General features: G+C 70.5%; 15 protein-coding genes, 1 rRNA gene and 1 riboswitch. Of the genes, 13 read left to right on the forward strand and 3 right to left on the reverse strand.

The features are described from left to right. From rrf to ABT154_RS29145, 11 genes are all read left to right on the forward strand, one after another. A 5S ribosomal RNA gene (rrf, locus tag ABT154_RS29095) occupies positions 1 to 92 on the forward strand; the annotation flags it as partial. A 146-nt stretch (positions 93 to 238) separates the two neighbouring features. Next, entirely contained in the window at positions 239 to 847 is a 609-nt protein-coding gene (gene clsA, locus ABT154_RS29100; protein ID WP_056555572.1) for a cardiolipin synthase ClsA, read from the forward strand. A 118-nt stretch (positions 848 to 965) separates the two neighbouring features. Continuing rightward, positions 966 to 3,461 carry a sugar phosphate nucleotidyltransferase gene (locus tag ABT154_RS29105; RefSeq protein WP_351860653.1) on the forward strand — a complete coding sequence of 832 codons (2,496 nt, stop codon included), beginning with the start codon at positions 966 to 968 and terminating at the stop codon, positions 3,459 to 3,461. Between the two features lie 102 nt (positions 3,462 to 3,563). Then, positions 3,564 to 4,496, forward strand: coding sequence for a DUF881 domain-containing protein (locus ABT154_RS29110; protein WP_351860654.1), 933 nt, complete (start codon positions 3,564 to 3,566; stop codon positions 4,494 to 4,496). Further along, positions 4,493 to 4,825, forward strand: a complete 333-nt coding sequence (locus tag ABT154_RS29115) for a small basic family protein (protein WP_015032176.1) — start codon at positions 4,493 to 4,495, stop codon at positions 4,823 to 4,825. Before ABT154_RS29110 ends, ABT154_RS29115 begins: the two co-directional genes overlap by 4 nt. A gap of 5 nt (positions 4,826 to 4,830) precedes the next feature. After that, the gene (locus ABT154_RS29120; RefSeq protein WP_502969612.1) at positions 4,831 to 5,769 is read left to right on the forward strand and encodes a DUF881 domain-containing protein; all 939 of its coding nucleotides are present in this window, start codon (positions 4,831 to 4,833) and stop codon (positions 5,767 to 5,769) included. A gap of 79 nt (positions 5,770 to 5,848) precedes the next feature. Next, on the forward strand, positions 5,849 to 6,790 hold the full coding sequence (locus ABT154_RS29125) for an FHA domain-containing protein (protein ID WP_351860822.1): 942 nt from the start codon (positions 5,849 to 5,851) through the stop codon (positions 6,788 to 6,790). 30 nt (positions 6,791 to 6,820) lie between these two features. Further along, positions 6,821 to 7,564 (forward strand): transcriptional regulator FtsR, encoded by a 744-nt coding sequence (gene ftsR, locus ABT154_RS29130; RefSeq protein WP_351860658.1) that lies wholly within the window; start codon positions 6,821 to 6,823, stop codon positions 7,562 to 7,564. 143 nt (positions 7,565 to 7,707) lie between these two features. Further along, the gene (locus ABT154_RS29135; protein WP_017238433.1) at positions 7,708 to 8,181 is read left to right on the forward strand and encodes a bifunctional nuclease family protein; all 474 of its coding nucleotides are present in this window, start codon (positions 7,708 to 7,710) and stop codon (positions 8,179 to 8,181) included. 192 nt (positions 8,182 to 8,373) lie between these two features. Next, the gene (gene bldO, locus ABT154_RS29140; protein ID WP_351860660.1) at positions 8,374 to 9,003 is read left to right on the forward strand and encodes a whiB transcriptional repressor BldO; all 630 of its coding nucleotides are present in this window, start codon (positions 8,374 to 8,376) and stop codon (positions 9,001 to 9,003) included. 108 nt (positions 9,004 to 9,111) lie between these two features. Next, positions 9,112 to 10,551, forward strand: a complete 1,440-nt coding sequence (locus tag ABT154_RS29145; RefSeq protein WP_351860662.1) for a DNA polymerase IV — start codon at positions 9,112 to 9,114, stop codon at positions 10,549 to 10,551. Between the two features lie 104 nt (positions 10,552 to 10,655). Here the strand turns inward: ABT154_RS29145 and ABT154_RS29150 are convergent, their stop codons facing one another. Next, the gene (locus tag ABT154_RS29150) at positions 10,656 to 11,030 is read right to left on the reverse strand and encodes a PRC-barrel domain-containing protein (protein ID WP_317877426.1); all 375 of its coding nucleotides are present in this window, start codon (positions 11,028 to 11,030) and stop codon (positions 10,656 to 10,658) included. 113 nt (positions 11,031 to 11,143) lie between these two features. After that, a riboswitch (glycine riboswitch) is annotated at positions 11,144 to 11,243 on the forward strand. A 177-nt stretch (positions 11,244 to 11,420) separates the two neighbouring features. On the opposite strand from ABT154_RS29150, the gene gcvP reads away from it, so the two are divergent. Further along, a complete protein-coding gene (gcvP, locus tag ABT154_RS29155; protein WP_351860664.1) occupies positions 11,421 to 14,315 on the forward strand; it encodes an aminomethyl-transferring glycine dehydrogenase in 2,895 nt (964 codons plus the stop codon). A 110-nt stretch (positions 14,316 to 14,425) separates the two neighbouring features. Here gcvP and ABT154_RS29160 read toward each other — a convergent pair whose 3' ends face one another. Together ABT154_RS29160 and ABT154_RS29165 are read right to left on the reverse strand one after the other, a co-directional pair. Further along, positions 14,426 to 14,632 carry a DUF5999 family protein gene (locus tag ABT154_RS29160; protein WP_317877428.1) on the reverse strand — a complete coding sequence of 69 codons (207 nt, stop codon included), beginning with the start codon at positions 14,630 to 14,632 and terminating at the stop codon, positions 14,426 to 14,428. Between the two features lie 334 nt (positions 14,633 to 14,966). Then, a complete protein-coding gene (locus ABT154_RS29165; RefSeq protein WP_351860666.1) occupies positions 14,967 to 15,554 on the reverse strand; it encodes a hypothetical protein in 588 nt (195 codons plus the stop codon). Positions 15,555 to 16,036: 482 nt separating this feature from the next. Between ABT154_RS29165 and ABT154_RS29170 the strand changes: the two genes are divergently transcribed. Beyond that, positions 16,037 to 17,536, forward strand: coding sequence for a glutamate-cysteine ligase family protein (locus ABT154_RS29170; RefSeq protein WP_351860668.1), 1,500 nt, complete (start codon positions 16,037 to 16,039; stop codon positions 17,534 to 17,536). Positions 17,537 to 17,610: the final 74 nt, after the last annotated feature.

Consider the following 17,610-nt stretch of genomic DNA (forward strand, 5'->3'; position numbering starts at 1 on the left):
CGCCCGGTTACATTCCGAACCCGGAAGCTAAGCCTTTCAGCGCCGATGGTACTGCAGGGGGGACCCTGTGGGAGAGTAGGACGCCGCCGAACAATTTTTAGCCTCAACCCCCGGACCTTGTCCGGGGGTTGAGGCATTTTTGCGTTCTGGCACGGGGGGAACCCTGTGCAACGGGGTGCCGTGGCTGAGGGTAAGGTCAGGGGGCATCGTCCGTACGTTCCCAGCAGGAGGCCCCCGGGTGGAGGTCCAGGAGACCCGCGTTCAGACCGACCGGGTCCTCACCATCCCCAATATTCTCAGCATGGCGCGCCTCGCCGGCGTGCCGCTGTTTCTGTGGTTGATTCTCCGTCCGGAGTTCGGTGGGCCCAACAGTGACGGCTGGGCGCTTCTCGTCCTGATGCTCAGCGGCGTCAGTGACTATCTCGACGGCAAATTGGCCCGGCGCTGGAACCAGATCAGCAACCTCGGCCGGCTCCTCGATCCCGCCGCCGACCGGTTGTACATCCTGTCCACGCTCGTGGGCCTCACCTGGCGCGAGATTCTGCCGTGGTGGCTGACTGCCGCCCTGCTGGCGCGTGAGGCCATGCTGCTGGTGATGGTGGGAATCCTCCGCCGGCACGGCTACCCGCCGCCGCAGGTGAACTTCCTCGGCAAAGCCGCGACATTCAACCTGATGTACGCGTTCCCGTTGCTGCTTCTCAGTGACGGAACGGGCTGGCTCTCGTCACTCGCTGAAGTTTTCGGGTGGGCCTTCGCCGGATGGGGTACAACTCTGTATTGGTGGGCAGGGATCCTCTACGTGGTCCAGGTCCGTCGACTCGTGAAGGCGGATACCGAGGCCGATTGAGCCCGTTCCTCCTGCGCCGAGCAGTGTCGCCGGCAACAACGAGGACGTCCGAGGGCCATTGGGCGGACAGAGGTGAAGTCGGCAGGACCGTCGTCTCTTCAAGGAGGACGCTTCCGACATGAAGGCCGTCGTGATGGCCGGTGGCGAAGGAACCCGACTTCGCCCCATGACCTCGAGCATGCCCAAGCCTCTACTGCCGGTGGTGAACCGGCCGATCATGGAGCACGTCCTACGACTGCTCAAGAGGCACGGTCTCAACGAGACCGTCGTGACCGTGCAGTTTCTCGCCTCTCTCGTCCGGAACTACTTCGGCGACGGCGAGGAGCTCGGGATGGAGCTCACGTATGCCAACGAGGAAAAGCCACTCGGTACAGCGGGAAGTGTGAAGAACGCCGAGGAGGCGCTGAAGGACGACGCCTTCCTCGTCATCTCGGGGGACGCGCTGACCGATTTCGACCTCACCGATCTCATTGCCTTCCACAAGGAGAAGGGCGCCCTCGTCACGGTCTGTCTCGCCAGGGTGCCGAATCCACTGGAATTCGGGATCACGATCGTCGACGAAGAAGGCAAGGTAGAGCGCTTTCTGGAGAAGCCGACCTGGGGGCAGGTCTTCTCGGACACGGTCAACACGGGCATCTACGTGATGGAGCCCGAGGTCTTCGACTACGTCCAGGCGGACACCCAGGTCGACTGGTCGGGTGATGTCTTCCCCCAGCTGATGAAGGAAGGCAAGCCGGTCTACGGCTATGTCGCCGAGGGCTACTGGGAGGATGTCGGCACACACGAGAGCTATGTGAAGGCCCAGGCGGACGTCCTGGAGGGCAAGGTCCAGGTCGACATCGACGGCTTCGAGATCTCGCCCGGGGTCTGGGTCGCCGAAGGCGCCGAGGTGCACCACGACGCCGTTCTGCGCGGACCGCTCTACATCGGTGACTACGCCAAGGTCGAGGCCGACGCCGAGATCCGTGAGCACACCGTCATCGGCTCGAACGTCGTCGTGAAGAGCGGGGCCTTCCTGCACAAGGCCGTCGTCCACGACAACGTGTACATCGGCCAGCAGAGCAATCTGCGCGGCTGTGTCATCGGGAAGAACACCGACATCATGCGGGCCGCCCGGATCGAGGACGGGGCCGTCATCGGGGACGAGTGCCTCGTCGGGGAGGAATCCATCGTCCAGGGGAACGTGCGCGTCTACCCCTTCAAGACGATCGAGGCCGGTGCCTTCGTCAACACCTCCGTCATCTGGGAGTCCCGCGGGCAGGCCCATCTCTTCGGGGCGCGCGGGGTCTCCGGCATCCTGAACGTGGAGATCACGCCCGAGCTGGCCGTACGGCTCGCGGGGGCGTACGCCACGACCCTCAAGAAGGGCTCGACCGTCACCACCGCCCGTGACCACTCACGAGGCGCGCGGGCGCTCAAGCGGGCGGTCATCTCGGCCCTGCAGGCCAGCGCCATCGACGTACGGGACCTGGAGAACGTGCCGCTGCCGGTGGCGCGGCAGCAGACCGCGCGGGGAAGCGCCGGCGGCATCATGGTGCGGACCTCGCCCGGCGTGCCCGACTCCGTCGACATCATGTTCTTCGACGAGCGCGGGGCCGACCTCTCACAGGGCGGGCAGCGCAAGCTCGACCGGGTGTTCGCACGGCAGGAGTACCGACGAGCCTTCCCCGGGGAGATCGGCGACCTGTCCTTCCCGGCGAGCGTCTTCGACTCGTACACCGGCTCGCTGCTGCGGAACGTCGACACCTCCGGGATCGCGGAAGCCGGTCTGAAGGTCGTCGTGGACGCCTCCAACGGCAGCGCCGGACTCGTACTGCCCAGTCTGCTCGGGCGGCTCCAGGTGGACTCGCTGACGATCAACCCCGGGCTCGACGAGTCGCGGCCCACCGAGTCGGCCGAGAGCCGGCGGGCCGGGCTCGTCCGGCTCGGGGAGATCGTGGCCTCGGCGCGGGCCGCCTTCGGAGTGCGGTTCGACCCCGTCGGCGAGCGGCTCTCGCTCGTGGACGAGCGCGGGCGGATCATCGAGGACGACCGCGCGCTCCTCGTCATGCTGGACCTGGTGGCCGCCGAGCGGCGGTCGGGGCGGGTGGCGCTGCCCGTGACCACGACACGGATCGCCGAGCAGGTCGCCGCCTACCACGGCACTCAGGTGGAGTGGACGACCACCTCGCCCGACGACCTCACCAGGGTCGGACGCGAGGAGTCGACGATCTTCGGCGGCGACGGGCGCGGCGGGTTCATCGTGCCCGAGTTCAGCAGCGTCTTCGATGGCGCCGCCGCCTTCGTACGACTCATCGGGCTCGTCGCGCGGACACAGCTCACCCTGAGCCAGATCGACGCGCGGATTCCGCGGGCGCATGTCCTCAAGAAGGACATCCCGACCCCGTGGGCCGTGAAGGGGCTGGTGATGCGCCGGGTCGTCGAGGCGGCGGGCAGCCGGTCCGTCGACACCACCGACGGCGTGCGGGTCGTCGAGGCCGACGGGCGCTGGGTGATGGTGCTGCCCGACCCAGCCGAGGCCGTCACCCATCTGTGGGCCGAGGGGCCCGACGACGCCTCCGCGCAGACCCTGCTCGACGAGTGGGCCGAGGTGGTCGACGGCGCAGGTCGCTGACCCGACGTGGCCGTCCTGTGGGGAGACGCCCGAGAGGCGCCTCCCCACAGGACCGAGGGGGCCATTCGGCGGTAGCCCGTTCGACGTGCGACGATGTGCGGCATGTCGCAGCAGCCCCCCGTTCGGAGCACCGGATCACCACCGCCGCGTCCGGACGCGTCGATGTCGCTGCTGAACAACGTGATCGACCACGCGCTCGACGACGGCTACGCGGAGGCGACCGCCCGGCGGGCCGCCGAGGGCCGGGGGGGACTGCCCCGTAGCCTGCGGGCCAAACTCGGTGTCGCCGCGGGCCTCGTGCTCGCCGCCGCCGTGGTGACCGTGGGCGCGGCCGAGGCGCGGATCTCCGCGCCGGTCGTCGCCAAGGAGCGCCAGGAGCTGATCGACCGGATCGAGACGGAGACGTCCACGGCCGATCAGCTGGAACAGGACGTCGAGCGGATCAGGTCCGAGGTCGGCGAACGCCAGCGGCAGGCACTCCAGCAGCACGGCGGCGACCAGGCCGAGCTGGTCGCGCTCCTCTCGGGCGCGACGCAGGTCCACGGCCCCGGGGTGAAGCTCGTCGTCGACGACGCCAAGGGCACCGACACCGGGGGAGGGGGTCCGCGCGAGAGCAGCGGCTTCTCCGACACGGGCCGGGTACGCGACCGGGACATGCAGCGAGTGATCAACGGACTGTGGGAGTCGGGCGCCGAGGCGGTCGCCATCAACGGCCAGCGGCTCACCTCGCTGTCCGCGATCCGGGCCGCGGGCGACGCCATACTGGTCGACAACAAGCCGCTGGTGCCGCCCTACACGATCCTCGCGGTCGGGAACGGACAGCGGCTGAGCACCACGTTCCAGGACAGCGCCGACGGGCAGTACCTGCACGCGCTGGTGGAGAACTTCGGGATCAGGAGCAGCGTCTCGGCCGAGGGCGACGTACGCCTGCCGGCCGCGCCGAGCCTGACCGTACGTACCGCAGAGCCGAGGGGGGCCGGGGCGGCGACGCCGTCCGGTCGGGCCACGGCCGACACAGGGAAGGGCACATCGTGATCGCCGTACTGGGCCTGATCGTCGGAGTCGTGGTCGGACTGTTGGTCCGCCCCGAAGTTCCGGCGGTGGTCGAGCCCTATCTTCCGATCGCCGTGGTCGCCGCCCTCGACGCGGTCTTCGGCGGCCTGCGGGCCATGCTCGACGGGATCTTCGTCGACAAGGTCTTCGTGGTCTCGTTCCTCTCCAACGTGGTCGTGGCCGCGCTGATCGTCTTCCTCGGCGACAAGCTGGGCGTGGGCGCGCAGCTGTCGACGGGTGTCGTCGTCGTGCTCGGCATCCGGATCTTCTCCAACGCGGCCGCCATCCGGCGCCATGTCTTCCGGGCGTGAGGCCGATGAGCGAGAACCCACAGGATCCGCAGGATCCGAAGCGCCCCCAGGAGCCGCAGGAGCCGCAGGGCCCGCAGCGTCCCCAGGAGCCCGAGAACGTCGGGAAGCCCGGGCGTGCTGCTGAGGCCGGCGAGCCCGAGGAGAGCCCGGAGGCCGTCTACGGCGGGACCGCGGACCACGACGTCCGGGTGGCCGTGACGCCGGCCGGCGCTCCCGGAACCGAGCCCAGTGGCCGGCGGAGGCTGGCCTCCGCGCTCTGGCCGCCACGGGTGACCAGGGCCCAACTCGTCGTCGCGCTGCTGCTGTTCGTCCTCGGTCTCGGTCTGGCCATCCAGGTCTCCTCGACCAGTGACAACAGCGCGCTGCGCGGGGCGCGGCAGGAGGACCTCGTCCGCATCCTCGACGAGCTCGACGACCGCACCCAGCGCCTGGAGGACGAGAAGGCGCGGCTGGAGAAGCAGCGCTCCGAGCTGGAGACCAGCTCGGACCAGGCCGAGGAGGCGCGCAAGCAGACCCAGGAGAAGGAGCAGCAGCTCGGCATCCTGGCCGGCACGGTCGCCGCCGAGGGGCCCGGCATCACCCTGACCGTCGGCGATCCCACCGGGGCCGTCGAGTCCGACATGCTCCTCGACGCCATCCAGGAGCTGCGCGCCGCCGGTGCCGAGGCGATCCAGGTCAACGGTGTGCGGGTCGTCGCGGACAGTTATTTCACCGGTAGTGGTGATGACATGCGGATCGATGGAACGAAGGTGGCCGCTCCGTACGTCTTCAAGGTCATCGGCAAGCCGGAGGATCTCGAGCCCGCGCTCAACATCCCCGGCGGTGTCGTGCAGACCCTGGAGAAGGAGCAGGCCACAGCCACGGTGGAGCGGGCGCCGAAGATCGTCGTCGATGCCTTGCGACCCGCGAAGCGGCCTGACTACGCTCAGTCGTCCTCCCCGTGAGAGGGGACGGAGGGGTCCCGCGACAAGCGCACGACGTTGCGGGGGGTCGGCGCACCACAACGGTGGTGCGTGGTGGAAACTGTCCGGAGGATACGGACGTTGTGAAGGTGTCCGGGTCGGCAGGTGTGATGGATCTCGGTTCGTCCTGCCCCACGGGCGGGTCTGTTTCGGTCAAGGGGAATCGCCCGTGAAGTTGTTTGCGAAGTTGTTCGGCAAGAGCGCACGCGAGGACGGCGGCAACGCCAGGCACCGCGCGTCGCGCCACGCCCAGAGCGAGGAGCAGGGTGGCGAGCGCCCCCTCTTCCGCGACGAGGTCGGTGGCCAGGGTGGTGACATTTCGGGCACTCAGGACGCGTCTTCTGTTGACCCCGCCGGTGCCGCCCGCATAGGTTTCGGAGAACCATCAACCTCAAGTACGGGTGGAGGGTTTACCCCCGATCCGTACGCGACACAGACCTCGGCGGGTCAGCCGCGGCAGGAGGATGCGTCCATGCCGGTGTGCACGAGGTGCGGTCACCGCAATACGGCCGACAGCCGTTTCTGCTCCCACTGCGGTACGCCGCTGCGGGGCGGGGTGGCCCCCGAGCGCGCTTCGGAGACGACGTCCACGATCTCCATCTCCGGGCTTGAGGCCTACGAGGCGGAGATCACCGGCCAGACGCAGCTGCCCTCGCTCTCTCCGGAGGCGCTGGCCGCCGTGGAGGCGCTGCCCTCCGGCTCCGCGCTCCTCGTGGTGCGCCGGGGTCCCAACTCCGGCAGTCGTTTCCTGCTCGACGGCGAGCTGACGACGGCCGGCCGTCACCCCCAGAGCGACATCTTCCTGGACGACTTCACGGTCTCCCGGCGGCATGTCGAGTTCCGGCGGGCACAGGACGGCAGTTTCACCGTTGCCGATGTCGGCAGCCTCAACGGCACGTACGTCAACCGTGAGCCGATCGACTCGGCCGTTCTGTCCAACGGCGACGAGGTGCAGATCGGCAAGTACCGGCTGGTCTTCTACTCGAGCCAGCGAGGCGTGTGACGCCTCGGAGAAGCCCTTCAGGGAAGGTCCATGCTGCGAACACCGACGGGCGGTGCCGGAACCGGCACCGCCTCCGCGGGCGACCGGCTGGTGAGCATCGGCACGGTGCTGAACCAGCTGCGCGACGAATTTCCCGAAGTGACCATCTCCAAGATCCGGTTCCTCGAGGCCGAGGGGCTCGTCGAGCCCCGGCGCACGGCCTCCGGATACCGCAAGTTCAGCCCGCAGGACGTGGAGCGGCTCGCTCAGATCCTGCGGATGCAGCGGGACCACTATCTTCCGCTCAAGGTGATCCGCGAGCACCTCGACGCCCTGGCCCGGGGGGAGCAGATCCCGCTCCCGGCCCCCGGGCGGCGGCGGGACCTGATCGAGGGGGCCTGGGAGACGGACCCCGAGCCGCCCACCGCCGCGCGCCTGGGGCGGGCCGAGCTGATGGCGGCGGCCGAGGTCACCGAGACCGAACTCGCCGAGTGGGAGTCGTACGGTCTGATCTCCGCGACGGAGGGCGGCGGCTACGACGCCGAGACCGTCACCGTCGCCCGGCTCGTCGCGGATCTGGGCCGTTTCGGCCTCGAACCCCGGCACCTGCGGGCCGTGAAGGCGGCGGCGGACCGGGAGGCCGGGCTGATCGAGCAGGTCGTCGCGCCGCTGCGCCGGCACCGTAATCCGCAGACCAGGGCCCATGCGGAGGAGACCGCTCGGGACCTCGCCGCGCAGTCGGTGCGGCTCCACGCAGCCCTCGTACAGACCGCGCTGGGGATTCGGCTCCAGTGACCCCGTAGGGGCTCGGCGGTGGCACGGAGGCGGCTCCGGGGGCGGCAGGGGGGCGGCTCGGCGGTGGCGCGGAGTCCCTTCGGCGGTGGTCTCGGGAGGGGCCCGACTATCCAAACCGGTCGGGCACGTCCTAGGGTTGCTGTGTGAACGAGCTCGACGTTGTGGGTGTCCGGGTGGAAATGCCCTCCAACCAGCCGATCGTGCTCCTGCGTGAAGTGGGAGGCGATCGGTACCTCCCCATCTGGATCGGACCGGGGGAGGCGACCGCCATTGCCTTCGCTCAGCAGGGGATGGCCCCTCCGCGGCCGCTGACGCACGACCTGTTCAAGGACGTGCTGGAGGCCGTGGGACAGGAACTCACCGAAGTCCGCATCACGGATCTGCGTGACGGGGTCTTCTACGCCGAGCTGGTCTTCGCCAGCGGCGTCGAGGTGAGCGCGCGCCCGTCGGACGCGATAGCCCTGGCCCTCCGGACCGGCACGCCGATCTTCGGCAGTGACGGTGTGCTGGACGATGCCGGCATCGCGATCCCGGACGAGCAGGAGGACGAGGTGGAGAAGTTCCGCGAGTTCCTCGACCAGATCTCACCGGAGGATTTCGGGACCAACAGTCAGTGAGGCGCAGCGGCGTGGCCGAGGGCCGTTCGCGGGGTGCTGTCAGGGCATTCGAGTAGCCTTTCCCCGGAGAGAGACACGGGAAACCACTCTCAGGGTGATTATCACTCGGCGTGCCGAGTGTGGCGATCGTTGACGCACCCCGAGTGACTGCCTACCTTCGTGTGGGCAGGTCAAGGACGGAGGGTCGGCGTGATGAGCAGCGCGGACGGTACGGCAGGGAGCTCGCTCGGACGTGTGTCCGGAGAGAGCGGTCCGTATCCGCTTCACGGCAGTGTGGGCGACTTCGGTACGGAGGCCGGTGCGGGCACCGGGCCGGGCGCGGCGGGCGAGGTGGTCGGCTATCGAGGCCCGACGGCCTGCGCGGCGGCCGGGATCACCTATCGACAGCTGGACTACTGGGCACGCACGGGGCTCGTGGAGCCGAGCGTGCGGCCCGCGTACGGGTCGGGGACCCAGCGGCTCTACAGCTTCCGCGACGTCGTCGTGTTGAAGATCGTCAAGAGGTTCCTCGACACCGGGGTCGCCCTCCAGAACATCCGGGCCGCGGTGCAGCACCTGCGCGCCCGGGGCTTCCGCGACCTGGAGCGGATGACGCTCATGAGCGACGGGGCCACGGTGTACGAGTGCTCCTCGCCCGACGAGGTCGTCAGCCTGCTCCAGGGCGGGCAGGGTGTCTTCGGCATCGCCGTCGGAGTGGTGTGGAGGGACGTCGAGGCGGCGCTCTCGCAGCTGCACGGGGAGCGGGTGGACACCGGCGAGACGCTGGTCGGGAACAACCCGGGGGACGAGCTGGCGAGGCGGCGGCGGGACAAGGCCGTCTAGACCGTGGGCGGGTCCCGCTCCGTGCTGGGGCGGGGTCCGCGCTGTACCCGGGCGGGCTCGGGCCGTGCCGGGGCGGCGTTGTCAGTGGCGTAGGGCAGCATCGGACGTGTGAGAGCCGCGCCGACGATCCTGCATCTCGACATGGATGCGTTCTTCGCCGCCGCCGAGCAGGCGGCGAAGCCCAGCCTGCGCGGGAAACCCGTGGTCGTCGGAGGCCTCGGGCCGCGCGGGGTGGTCGCCACCGCCTCGTACGAGGCGCGCCGCTTCGGCGTGCACTCGGCGATGCCGATGGGCCAGGCCCGGCGGCTCGCGCCGAACGCCGCTTACCTCGTGCCCCGCTTCGCCTTCTATCGGTCGATCAGTGAGCAGGTCATGGAACTGCTCGGCCGGCTCTCCCCGCTCGTCGAGCCGCTCAGCCTCGACGAGGCCTTCGTCGACCTGGAGGCGGGGGGCGTGGCCGACGACAGCGCGAGCGCGCGGGCGGCCGGGGAGCGGCTGCGGGTCGACATCCTGGCGACGACGGGACTCACCGGTTCCGTGGGGCTCGCAGGTTCCAAGATGATCGCGAAGATCGCCTCCGAGGAGGCCAAGCCCGACGGGCTCGTCCTGATCGAGCCCGGCACCGAGCGCGAGCTGCTCGGCCCTCGGTCGGTGCGGATCCTGCCCGGGGTGGGGCCGGCCACGGGAGAGCATCTGCGGCGGGCCGGGATGACCACCGTGACCGACCTCGCGGAAGCGGGCGAGGACGAGCTCGTACGGCTGCTGGGGCGGGCGCACGGGGCCTCGCTGTACAGGATGGCCCGGGGGTACGACGACCGGCCCGTGGTGGCCGAGCGGGACGCCAAGTCGGTGTCCGTCGAGGACACCTTCGACGTCGACCTGCACGACCGGGTACGCATCCGGGTCGAGGTCGAGCGGCTCGCGGAGCGTTGCGTGGGGCGGCTGCGGGCCTCGGGGCACTCCGGGCGGACCATCGTCCTGAAGGTGCGGCGCTACGACTTCTCCACGCTGACCCGGTCCGAGACGCTCCGGGGGCCCACCGACGACCCGGGGGTGGTGCGGGAGGCGGTGGGGCGGCTGCTGGAGGGCGTGGACACGACCGGGGGCGTGCGGCTGCTCGGAGTGGGGGTGAGCGGGCTCGCGGACTTCACGCAGGAGGATCTGTTCGCCCAGGCGGAGGCGCGGGGCGCGGCCGAAGCCCGCGCGGAGGGGGAGACGGGGAGCGGCGCCGAAGCCGGTGACCGTGTGGCGGAGGGGGCGGCTGGGGCTGCCGTGTCCGCGCCTGGCGGCGCAGAGGCCGTGACGGGCGGGGAGACGGGCTCAGGAGGGGCCGAGGGAGCCGTGGAGCGGCACTGGTCGCCCGGTCATGACGTACGGCACGCGGTGTACGGGGCCGGGTGGGTCCAGGGGAGCGGGGTCGGGCGGGTCACGGTGCGGTTCGAGGAGCCGTGGTCCGGGCCGGGGCGGGTGCGGACGTTCTCCGTGGACGACCCGGAGCTGGAGCCGTCGGAGCCGTTGCCGCTGGTGCGTCGGGACGTGGGGGCGTGAGGGGCGTGCCCGGCCGTCGGCCGCGGATGTACCCGCACCGACCGTGCGGCTCGGTGCGGGTATGTCGAGGCGGGCCCGCCCGGTGGGCGGGCCGGGCTTCTCGGTCAGGTGCCGTCCTGGCCCGCCAGGCGGCCGAAGTCCGTGTCCGGGGTGTCCGTGGGAGGCGGCGGGAGGGCCATGCTGTAGTGGCGGTAGAGCTGGAGTTCCTGTTCCGGGGAGAGGTGGCGGCCCACGCCGAAGTCGGGCGCGTCCTTGATGAGGGCGCGTTCGTAGGGGACGTGGAGGCCGTCGCCGGCCAGCTCGCTCGGCTCCAGCGGGACGAAGGCGTCCCGGCTGAACAGGCCGGTGCGGACCGCGGCCCATTCGGGGATGCCGGTCGCGTCGTCCAGGTACACCTCGTCCACGGTTCCGATCTTGTGTCCCTTCCGGTCGAACGCCTTGCGGCCGATCAGGCTGCGCGGATCGATGTCGGTCTGCACGGTCCCTCCAACTGGTCGCAACTGCTCTACACCCCTACGAAAGTGCACAACTGGGATGTCGGCCACTTGAGCGACGGCAGCCGCAACCGCGCTGGTAGGCTGGCTGTGGCTGTCGACCCCGTGCGGGAGAGTCCTCCGGAGAAACCTTCCGGTGGACGCCGAAGGAGCAAATCCTCCCCGGAATCTCTCAGGCCCCTGTACCGCGCGGACGAGGTCACTCTGGAAAGCAGAGCGGTGTCCGACGGCATGCGCTCTCACCGACGGTGAAAGCCGGTGTGCCGCGAGGCGTGCCGGTGAAACTCTCAGGTTGAGATGACAGAGGGGGAGGCCGTCCGGGTACCCGCGCCGCGGTGCCCCTCGCAGGTCGTGACGACCAGGAGGCCTCCGTACATGACCGCCAACCGCACTCCGCTCTCCGAGCTCGAACAGGGCATTCCGTTCGAGCAGCGGCACATCGGGCCCGACGCCGAGGCGCGCGCCAAGATGCTCGCCCAGGTCGGTTACGGCTCCCTCGACGAGCTCACGGCCGCCGCCGTGCCGGACGTCATCAAGAACACCGAGGCGCTCGGCCTGCCGTCCGCGCGCACTGAGGCCGAGGTCCTCGCCGAGCTGCGTGACCTCGCCGACCGCAACCAGGTCCTCGCGCCCATGATCGGCCTCGGCTACTACGGCACCTTCACCCCGCCGGTGATCCTGCGGAACGTGATGGAGAACCCGGCCTGGTACACCGCGTACACGCCGTACCAGCCGGAGATCTCCCAGGGTCGCCTGGAGGCCCTGCTGAACTTCCAGACCGTCGTCGCCGACCTGACCGGGCTGCCCACCTCCGGCGCCTCGCTGCTCGACGAGGGCACCGCCGCCGCCGAGGCCATGTCGCTCGCCCGGCGCGTCGGCAAGGTCAAGAACGGTGTCTTCCTCGTCGACGCCGACGCCCTGCCCCAGACGATCGCCGTCATCGAGACCCGCGCCGAGCCGACCGGTGTCGAGGTCGTCGTCGCCGACCTCTCGGCGGGGATCCCGGCCGAGATCGCCGAGCGCGGTGTCTTCGGTGTGCTCCTCCAGTACCCGGGTGCCTCCGGCGCCGTCCGCGACATCAAGCCTCTGATCGACGCCGCCCACGAGCTCGGCGCGATCGTCACCGTCGCCGCCGACCTGCTCGCGCTGACCCTGCTCACCTCGCCCGGTGAGCTGGGCGCGGACATCGCCGTCGGCACCACCCAGCGCTTCGGCGTCCCGATGGGCTTCGGCGGTCCGCACGCCGGCTACATGGCCGTCCAGGACAAGCACGCCCGCTCGCTGCCCGGCCGTCTCGTGGGCGTCTCCGTCGACGCCGACGGGAACCGCGCGTACCGCCTGGCCCTCCAGACCCGCGAGCAGCACATCCGCCGCGAGAAGGCCACCAGCAACATCTGTACCGCTCAGGTGCTGCTCGCGGTCATGGCCGGCATGTACGCCGTCTACCACGGCCCCGAGGGCCTCCAGGGCATCGCGCGCCGCACCCACCGCTACGCCGCGATCCTGGCCGCCGGCCTCACCGCCGGTGGCGTGGAGCTCACCCAGGGCGCCTTCTTCGACACCCTCACCGCCCGCGTGCCCGGCAAGGCCGACGAGGTCGTCGCCGCCGCCCGCGAGGCCGGCGTGAACCTCTACCGCGTCGACGCCGACCACGTCTCGATGTCCTGCGACGAGACCACCGGCCGCGCCCAGCTCACCGCCGTCTGGGGCGCCTTCGGCGTCAAGGCTGACCTCGCCGACATCACAGCCCTGGACGCCACCGCCGAGGAGACGCTGCCCGCCGGGCTGCTGCGCTCCGACGCGTTCCTGACCCACCCGGTCTTCCACGCGCACCGCTCCGAGACCTCGATGCTGCGCTACCTGCGCAAGCTCGCGGACCGCGACTACGCGCTCGACCGCGGCATGATCCCGCTCGGCTCCTGCACGATGAAGCTGAACGCGACGACCGAGATGGAGGCGGTGACCTGGCCCGAGTTCGGTCAGATGCACCCCTTCGCCCCGGTCGACCAGGCGCAGGGCTACGTCACGCTCATCACCGAGCTCGAGGAGCGCCTCGCCGAGGTCACCGGCTACGACAAGGTGTCGATCCAGCCGAACGCCGGTTCGCAGGGCGAGCTGGCCGGTCTGCTGGCCGTCCGCGCCTACCACCGCTCCAACGGCGACGCGCAGCGCACCGTCTGCCTCATCCCGTCCTCCGCGCACGGCACCAACGCAGCCTCCGCGGTCATGGCCGGCATGAAGGTCGTCGTCGTGAAGACCGCCGACGACGGCGAGGTCGACGTCGAGGACCTGCGGGCCAAGATCGCCCAGTACCGCGACGAGCTGTCCGTGCTGATGATCACCTACCCGTCGACGCACGGCGTCTTCGAGGAGCACGTCGCCGACATCTGCGCCGAGGTCCACGAGGCCGGCGGCCAGGTGTACGTCGACGGCGCCAACCTCAACGCGCTGGTCGGTCTGGCCAAGCCGGGCCACTTCGGTGGCGACGTCTCGCACCTGAACCTGCACAAGACCTTCTGCATCCCGCACGGCGGTGGCGGTCCGGGCGTCGGCCCGGTCGGCGTCCGCGCGCACCTCGCGCCGTTCCTGCCGAACCACCCGCTCCAGCCCACCGCGGGCCCGGAGACCGGCGTGGGCCCGATCTCGGCCGCCCCGTGGGGCTCCGCGGGCATCCTGCCGATCTCGTGGTCGTACGTGCGGCTGATGGGCGGCGAGGGCCTCAAGCGCGCCACCCAGGTCGCGGTGCTCGCGGCGAACTACATCGCCAAGCGCCTGGAGCCGCACTTCCCGGTGCTCTACACCGGTCCGGCCGGTCTCGTCGCGCACGAGTGCATCGTGGACCTGCGCCCGCTGTCCAAGGCGACGGGCGTCACGGTCGACGACATCGCCAAGCGCCTCATCGACTACGGCTTCCACGCGCCGACGATGTCGTTCCCGGTGGCCGGCACGCTGATGATCGAGCCGACCGAGTCCGAGGACCTGACCGAGATCGACCGCTTCTGCGACACGATGATCGCGATCCGGGGCGAGATCGAGAAGGTCGCCTCGGGCCAGTGGCCCGGGGACGACAACCCGCTGCACAACGCTCCGCACACCGCGGCGGCGCTGGGCGGCGAGTGGAACCACGCGTACACCCGCGACGAGGCCGTCTTCCCGGCCGGCGTCTCGGCCGCCGACAAGTACTGGCCGCCGGTGCGCCGCATCGACGGTGCCTTCGGCGACCGGAACCTGGTCTGCTCCTGCCCGCCGCTGGACGAGTACGACAACTGAGCCGGGCGGGGCCGTGAGCGGCCCCGGGCATCGAACGAGGGCCGGTTCGGAGGATCTTCCTCCGGGCCGGCCCTCGGCGTTTCCCTCGTAACGTGTCCTCACCGCCGCCCTCAGGCGGCCGTCGTCACCCGGCCCGTCATCAGCGGCCGGTGCGGGGCGATGATCTGCCCGTCCGGCAGCAGCTCACCGGTGTCCTCGAAGAGCAGGACGCCGTTGCACAGCAGGCTCCAGCCCTGCTCCGGGTGGTGTGCCGTCGGTCGGGCCGCCTCCCGGTCGGCGGAGTCGGCGGTGGGACAGGCGGGCTGGTGCTGGCACATGGGTGGGTTCTTTCGCTGCGTCGTGGTGGATGTCCTGCGGCTCTTGGCGCTCATGGCCGCCCCCGTCGGTCGGTTCGGTTCCGGTCCCAGTCTTGCCCCATGGACGGTCTTCCGCAGGGATTTCGCGGCAGCTCGTCCTCTCCTGGTAGGACGCGTCACCCGCAGGGGCGGTTCATCTCAACTGCACCGTCTCTTCGGGTGGTTCGGGGTGGCCCGAGTGGGCTAGTCCGTCCGGGAGGAGTGTTCGGGCGGTGTGTTCGGGCGCGTTCCCGGGGCAGCGGTGCGCCCCGTGACCGGCCGGGTCACGGGGCGGCGGTGACGCGCGTGCGGTGGGTCAGGCGGACGCCGCCCAGCCCAGGAGGGGCGGCGGCGCGAGGCGCGTACGGAGGACGGGCAGGAGATCGGCGACCCGGTACGCCCGGTGGGCGGCGATCCCGGGCGGCGCGGGGGCCAGCGGCACCATCAGATCGGCGGCGGGCGGGGCCGCGGTGACGTCCTCCTCCGGCTCCGCGTGCAGCCAGAGGGTCAGCATGTAGAGCTGCGGCACGGAGAGCAGCCTCGGCTGGTAGGCGCCGGGCAGGGCCTCGGCCTGAAGCAGCGCGCGCTCGGTGGCGGCGACGTACGGACCCTCGAAGAAGTGGGAGAAGGACCAGCCGTCGAGGGTGAGCATGGTGTCCGCGGCGGCGATGGCCCGGTCTCCGCTCCGGATCAGGAACCGCCAGCCGGCGAGCCGGGTGCGGGGCGCGTGGCCCGGCGCTCCGGCGACTCCGAGGATGTGCACGGGCAGCGGATGTTCGGGGCTCAGCGGTCCCTGCGCGGCCCTGAGGGCGGGCGTTCGCGCCTCGCGGACGGCGGTCGGCGAGCCGAGGGCCGCGAGGACGCTGCGGAGGGCCGGCGCAGGGGCCGGGGAGGGTCGGAGCATGATGGGTCGCCTCTCACTCAGGAGACACGGTGAAGCGTGGGCAGGTACGACGGCGCTGTCGGCGGCGGGGCCGGAGGTGGGCCGTACGGCCGCGGCCGGGCGCCAACACTCTGCCTCGTCCGCGGAGTTTATACGACACGTGTTCACAGAGTGTTTCCGCTAGACCGCGCCGGTATTCCTGACAAGGCGTCATCGAGCCGTAGGGCAACGGCAGTCGAAGCGGAATCCCCTGTCTGGTGCCGCCCCCACCTGCGTATTCCTCGCAGAGGCGGACGGCTGAATTCCGACCCCCGGTCAACGGGCAATAGGACATTGGTATATGTCGCTTGTTCCTTGCCCTCGGAATGTGCCGGTGGGGCTCTGCAATCAGCCTATCCTCCGAGAGGTCTCCTCCGCAGGCGTTGTGGATCAGTCGGCCGGGCATCATCGTCCGTGACGCGCGGCCGCCGTGGGCGGCTGCCCACTCGGGGAGGGACGCTTCGATGGGGGAGAAGGTCGTGGCCGACGGGTTCGCCCCGTCCGACCGGCAGCACTACCGGAGAAAGCTCCAGCAGTGCCTCGCGGGACTCGCGAGGCTCCTCGCGGAGAAGAGGTTCGACCGGCCGCGCAATCTGATGGGCGTGGAGATCGAACTCAATCTCGCGGGGGCGGACGGACTGCCCCGCATGCTGAACGGGCCGGTTCTGGAAAAGATCGCGAGCCCCGATTTCCAGACGGAACTCGGAATGTTCAACCTCGAAGTGAACATCGCGCCCCACCAGCTCGGCGGGCGCGTATTCGACCGGCTCGCCGAGGAGATCGGAACCGGAATCGGATACGCCGACCGCAAGGCGGCCGAACTCGACGCGGGCGTCGTCATGATCGGCATACTGCCCACGCTCACCGAGGACGACCTGGTCCTGGAGAACCTGTCGGCCGCCGACCGCTACACGCTCCTCAACGACCAGATCCTCGCCGCCAGGGGCGAGGACTTCACCCTCGACATCCACGGCGTCGAACGGCTGCTCTGCACCTCGGGGTCGATCGTTCCCGAAGCGGCCTGCACCTCGGTGCAGCTGCATCTCCAGGTGACGCCCGCCCGGTTCGCCTCCGTGTGGAACGCGGCGCAGGCCGTCTCGGGCGTACAGATCGCGCTGGGTGCCAACGCGCCCTTCGTCTTCGGGCGCGAGGTGTGGCGGGAGTCCCGGCCGCCGTTGTTCCAGCAGGCCACCGACACCCGGCCGCCCGAGCTGCAGTCCCAAGGCGTCCGGCCGCGCACCTGGTTCGGGGAGCGGTGGGTGGACTCGGTGTACGACCTCTTCGAGGAGAACGTGCGCTATTTCCCCGCGCTGCTGCCCATCTGTGACGAGGAGGACCCGCTGCTCGTCCTGGACCGGGGCCAGGTGCCGCGCCTCCAGGAACTCGTCCTGCACAACGGCACGGTCTACCGCTGGAACAGGCCCGTGTACGGCTGGGTCGACGGGGTCCCGCACCTGCGCGTCGAGAACCGGGTGCTGCCCGCGGGGCCGACCGTCACCGACGTCATCGCCAACGCGGCCTTCTACTACGGGCTGGTGCGCTCGCTCGCCGACGACCCCCGGCCGGTCTGGAAGCGGCTGGCCTTCGAGGACGCCGAGGCCAACTTCGACGCGGCCTGCCGCCACGGCATCGAGGCGGAGCTGCGGTGGCCCCGGGCGGGCCGGGCCGGGGGCGTCGCGACCCTCCCGGCGGTACGGCTGGTCCTCGACGAACTGTTGCCGCTCGCCGCGGCGGGGCTCGACGCCTGGCACATCGAGCCCGCCGACCGGGACTTCTACCTCGGGGTGATCGAACAGCGCTGTCTGCGGGGGGTGAACGGCGCCTCCTGGCAGGCCGACACCTTCCACCAGGCCATGGAGTCGGGCCTCGACCGTGCGGCGGCGCTCGCGGCGACCACCCGCCGCTACCGGACGCTGACGCGGGCCGGGGAGCCGGTGCACACCTGGCCGGTGGGGATCGACTGAGTCCGGATTCCCGGCGCCCGGTGGCGCGGCTGATCATGACAAAGTGGTCGGGGCCGCCGGAAGGGCGGCCGTCG

It is taken from the genome of Streptomyces sp. NPDC001728 (assembly GCF_040297565.1).
Lineage (GTDB): Bacteria > Actinomycetota > Actinomycetes > Streptomycetales > Streptomycetaceae > Streptomyces.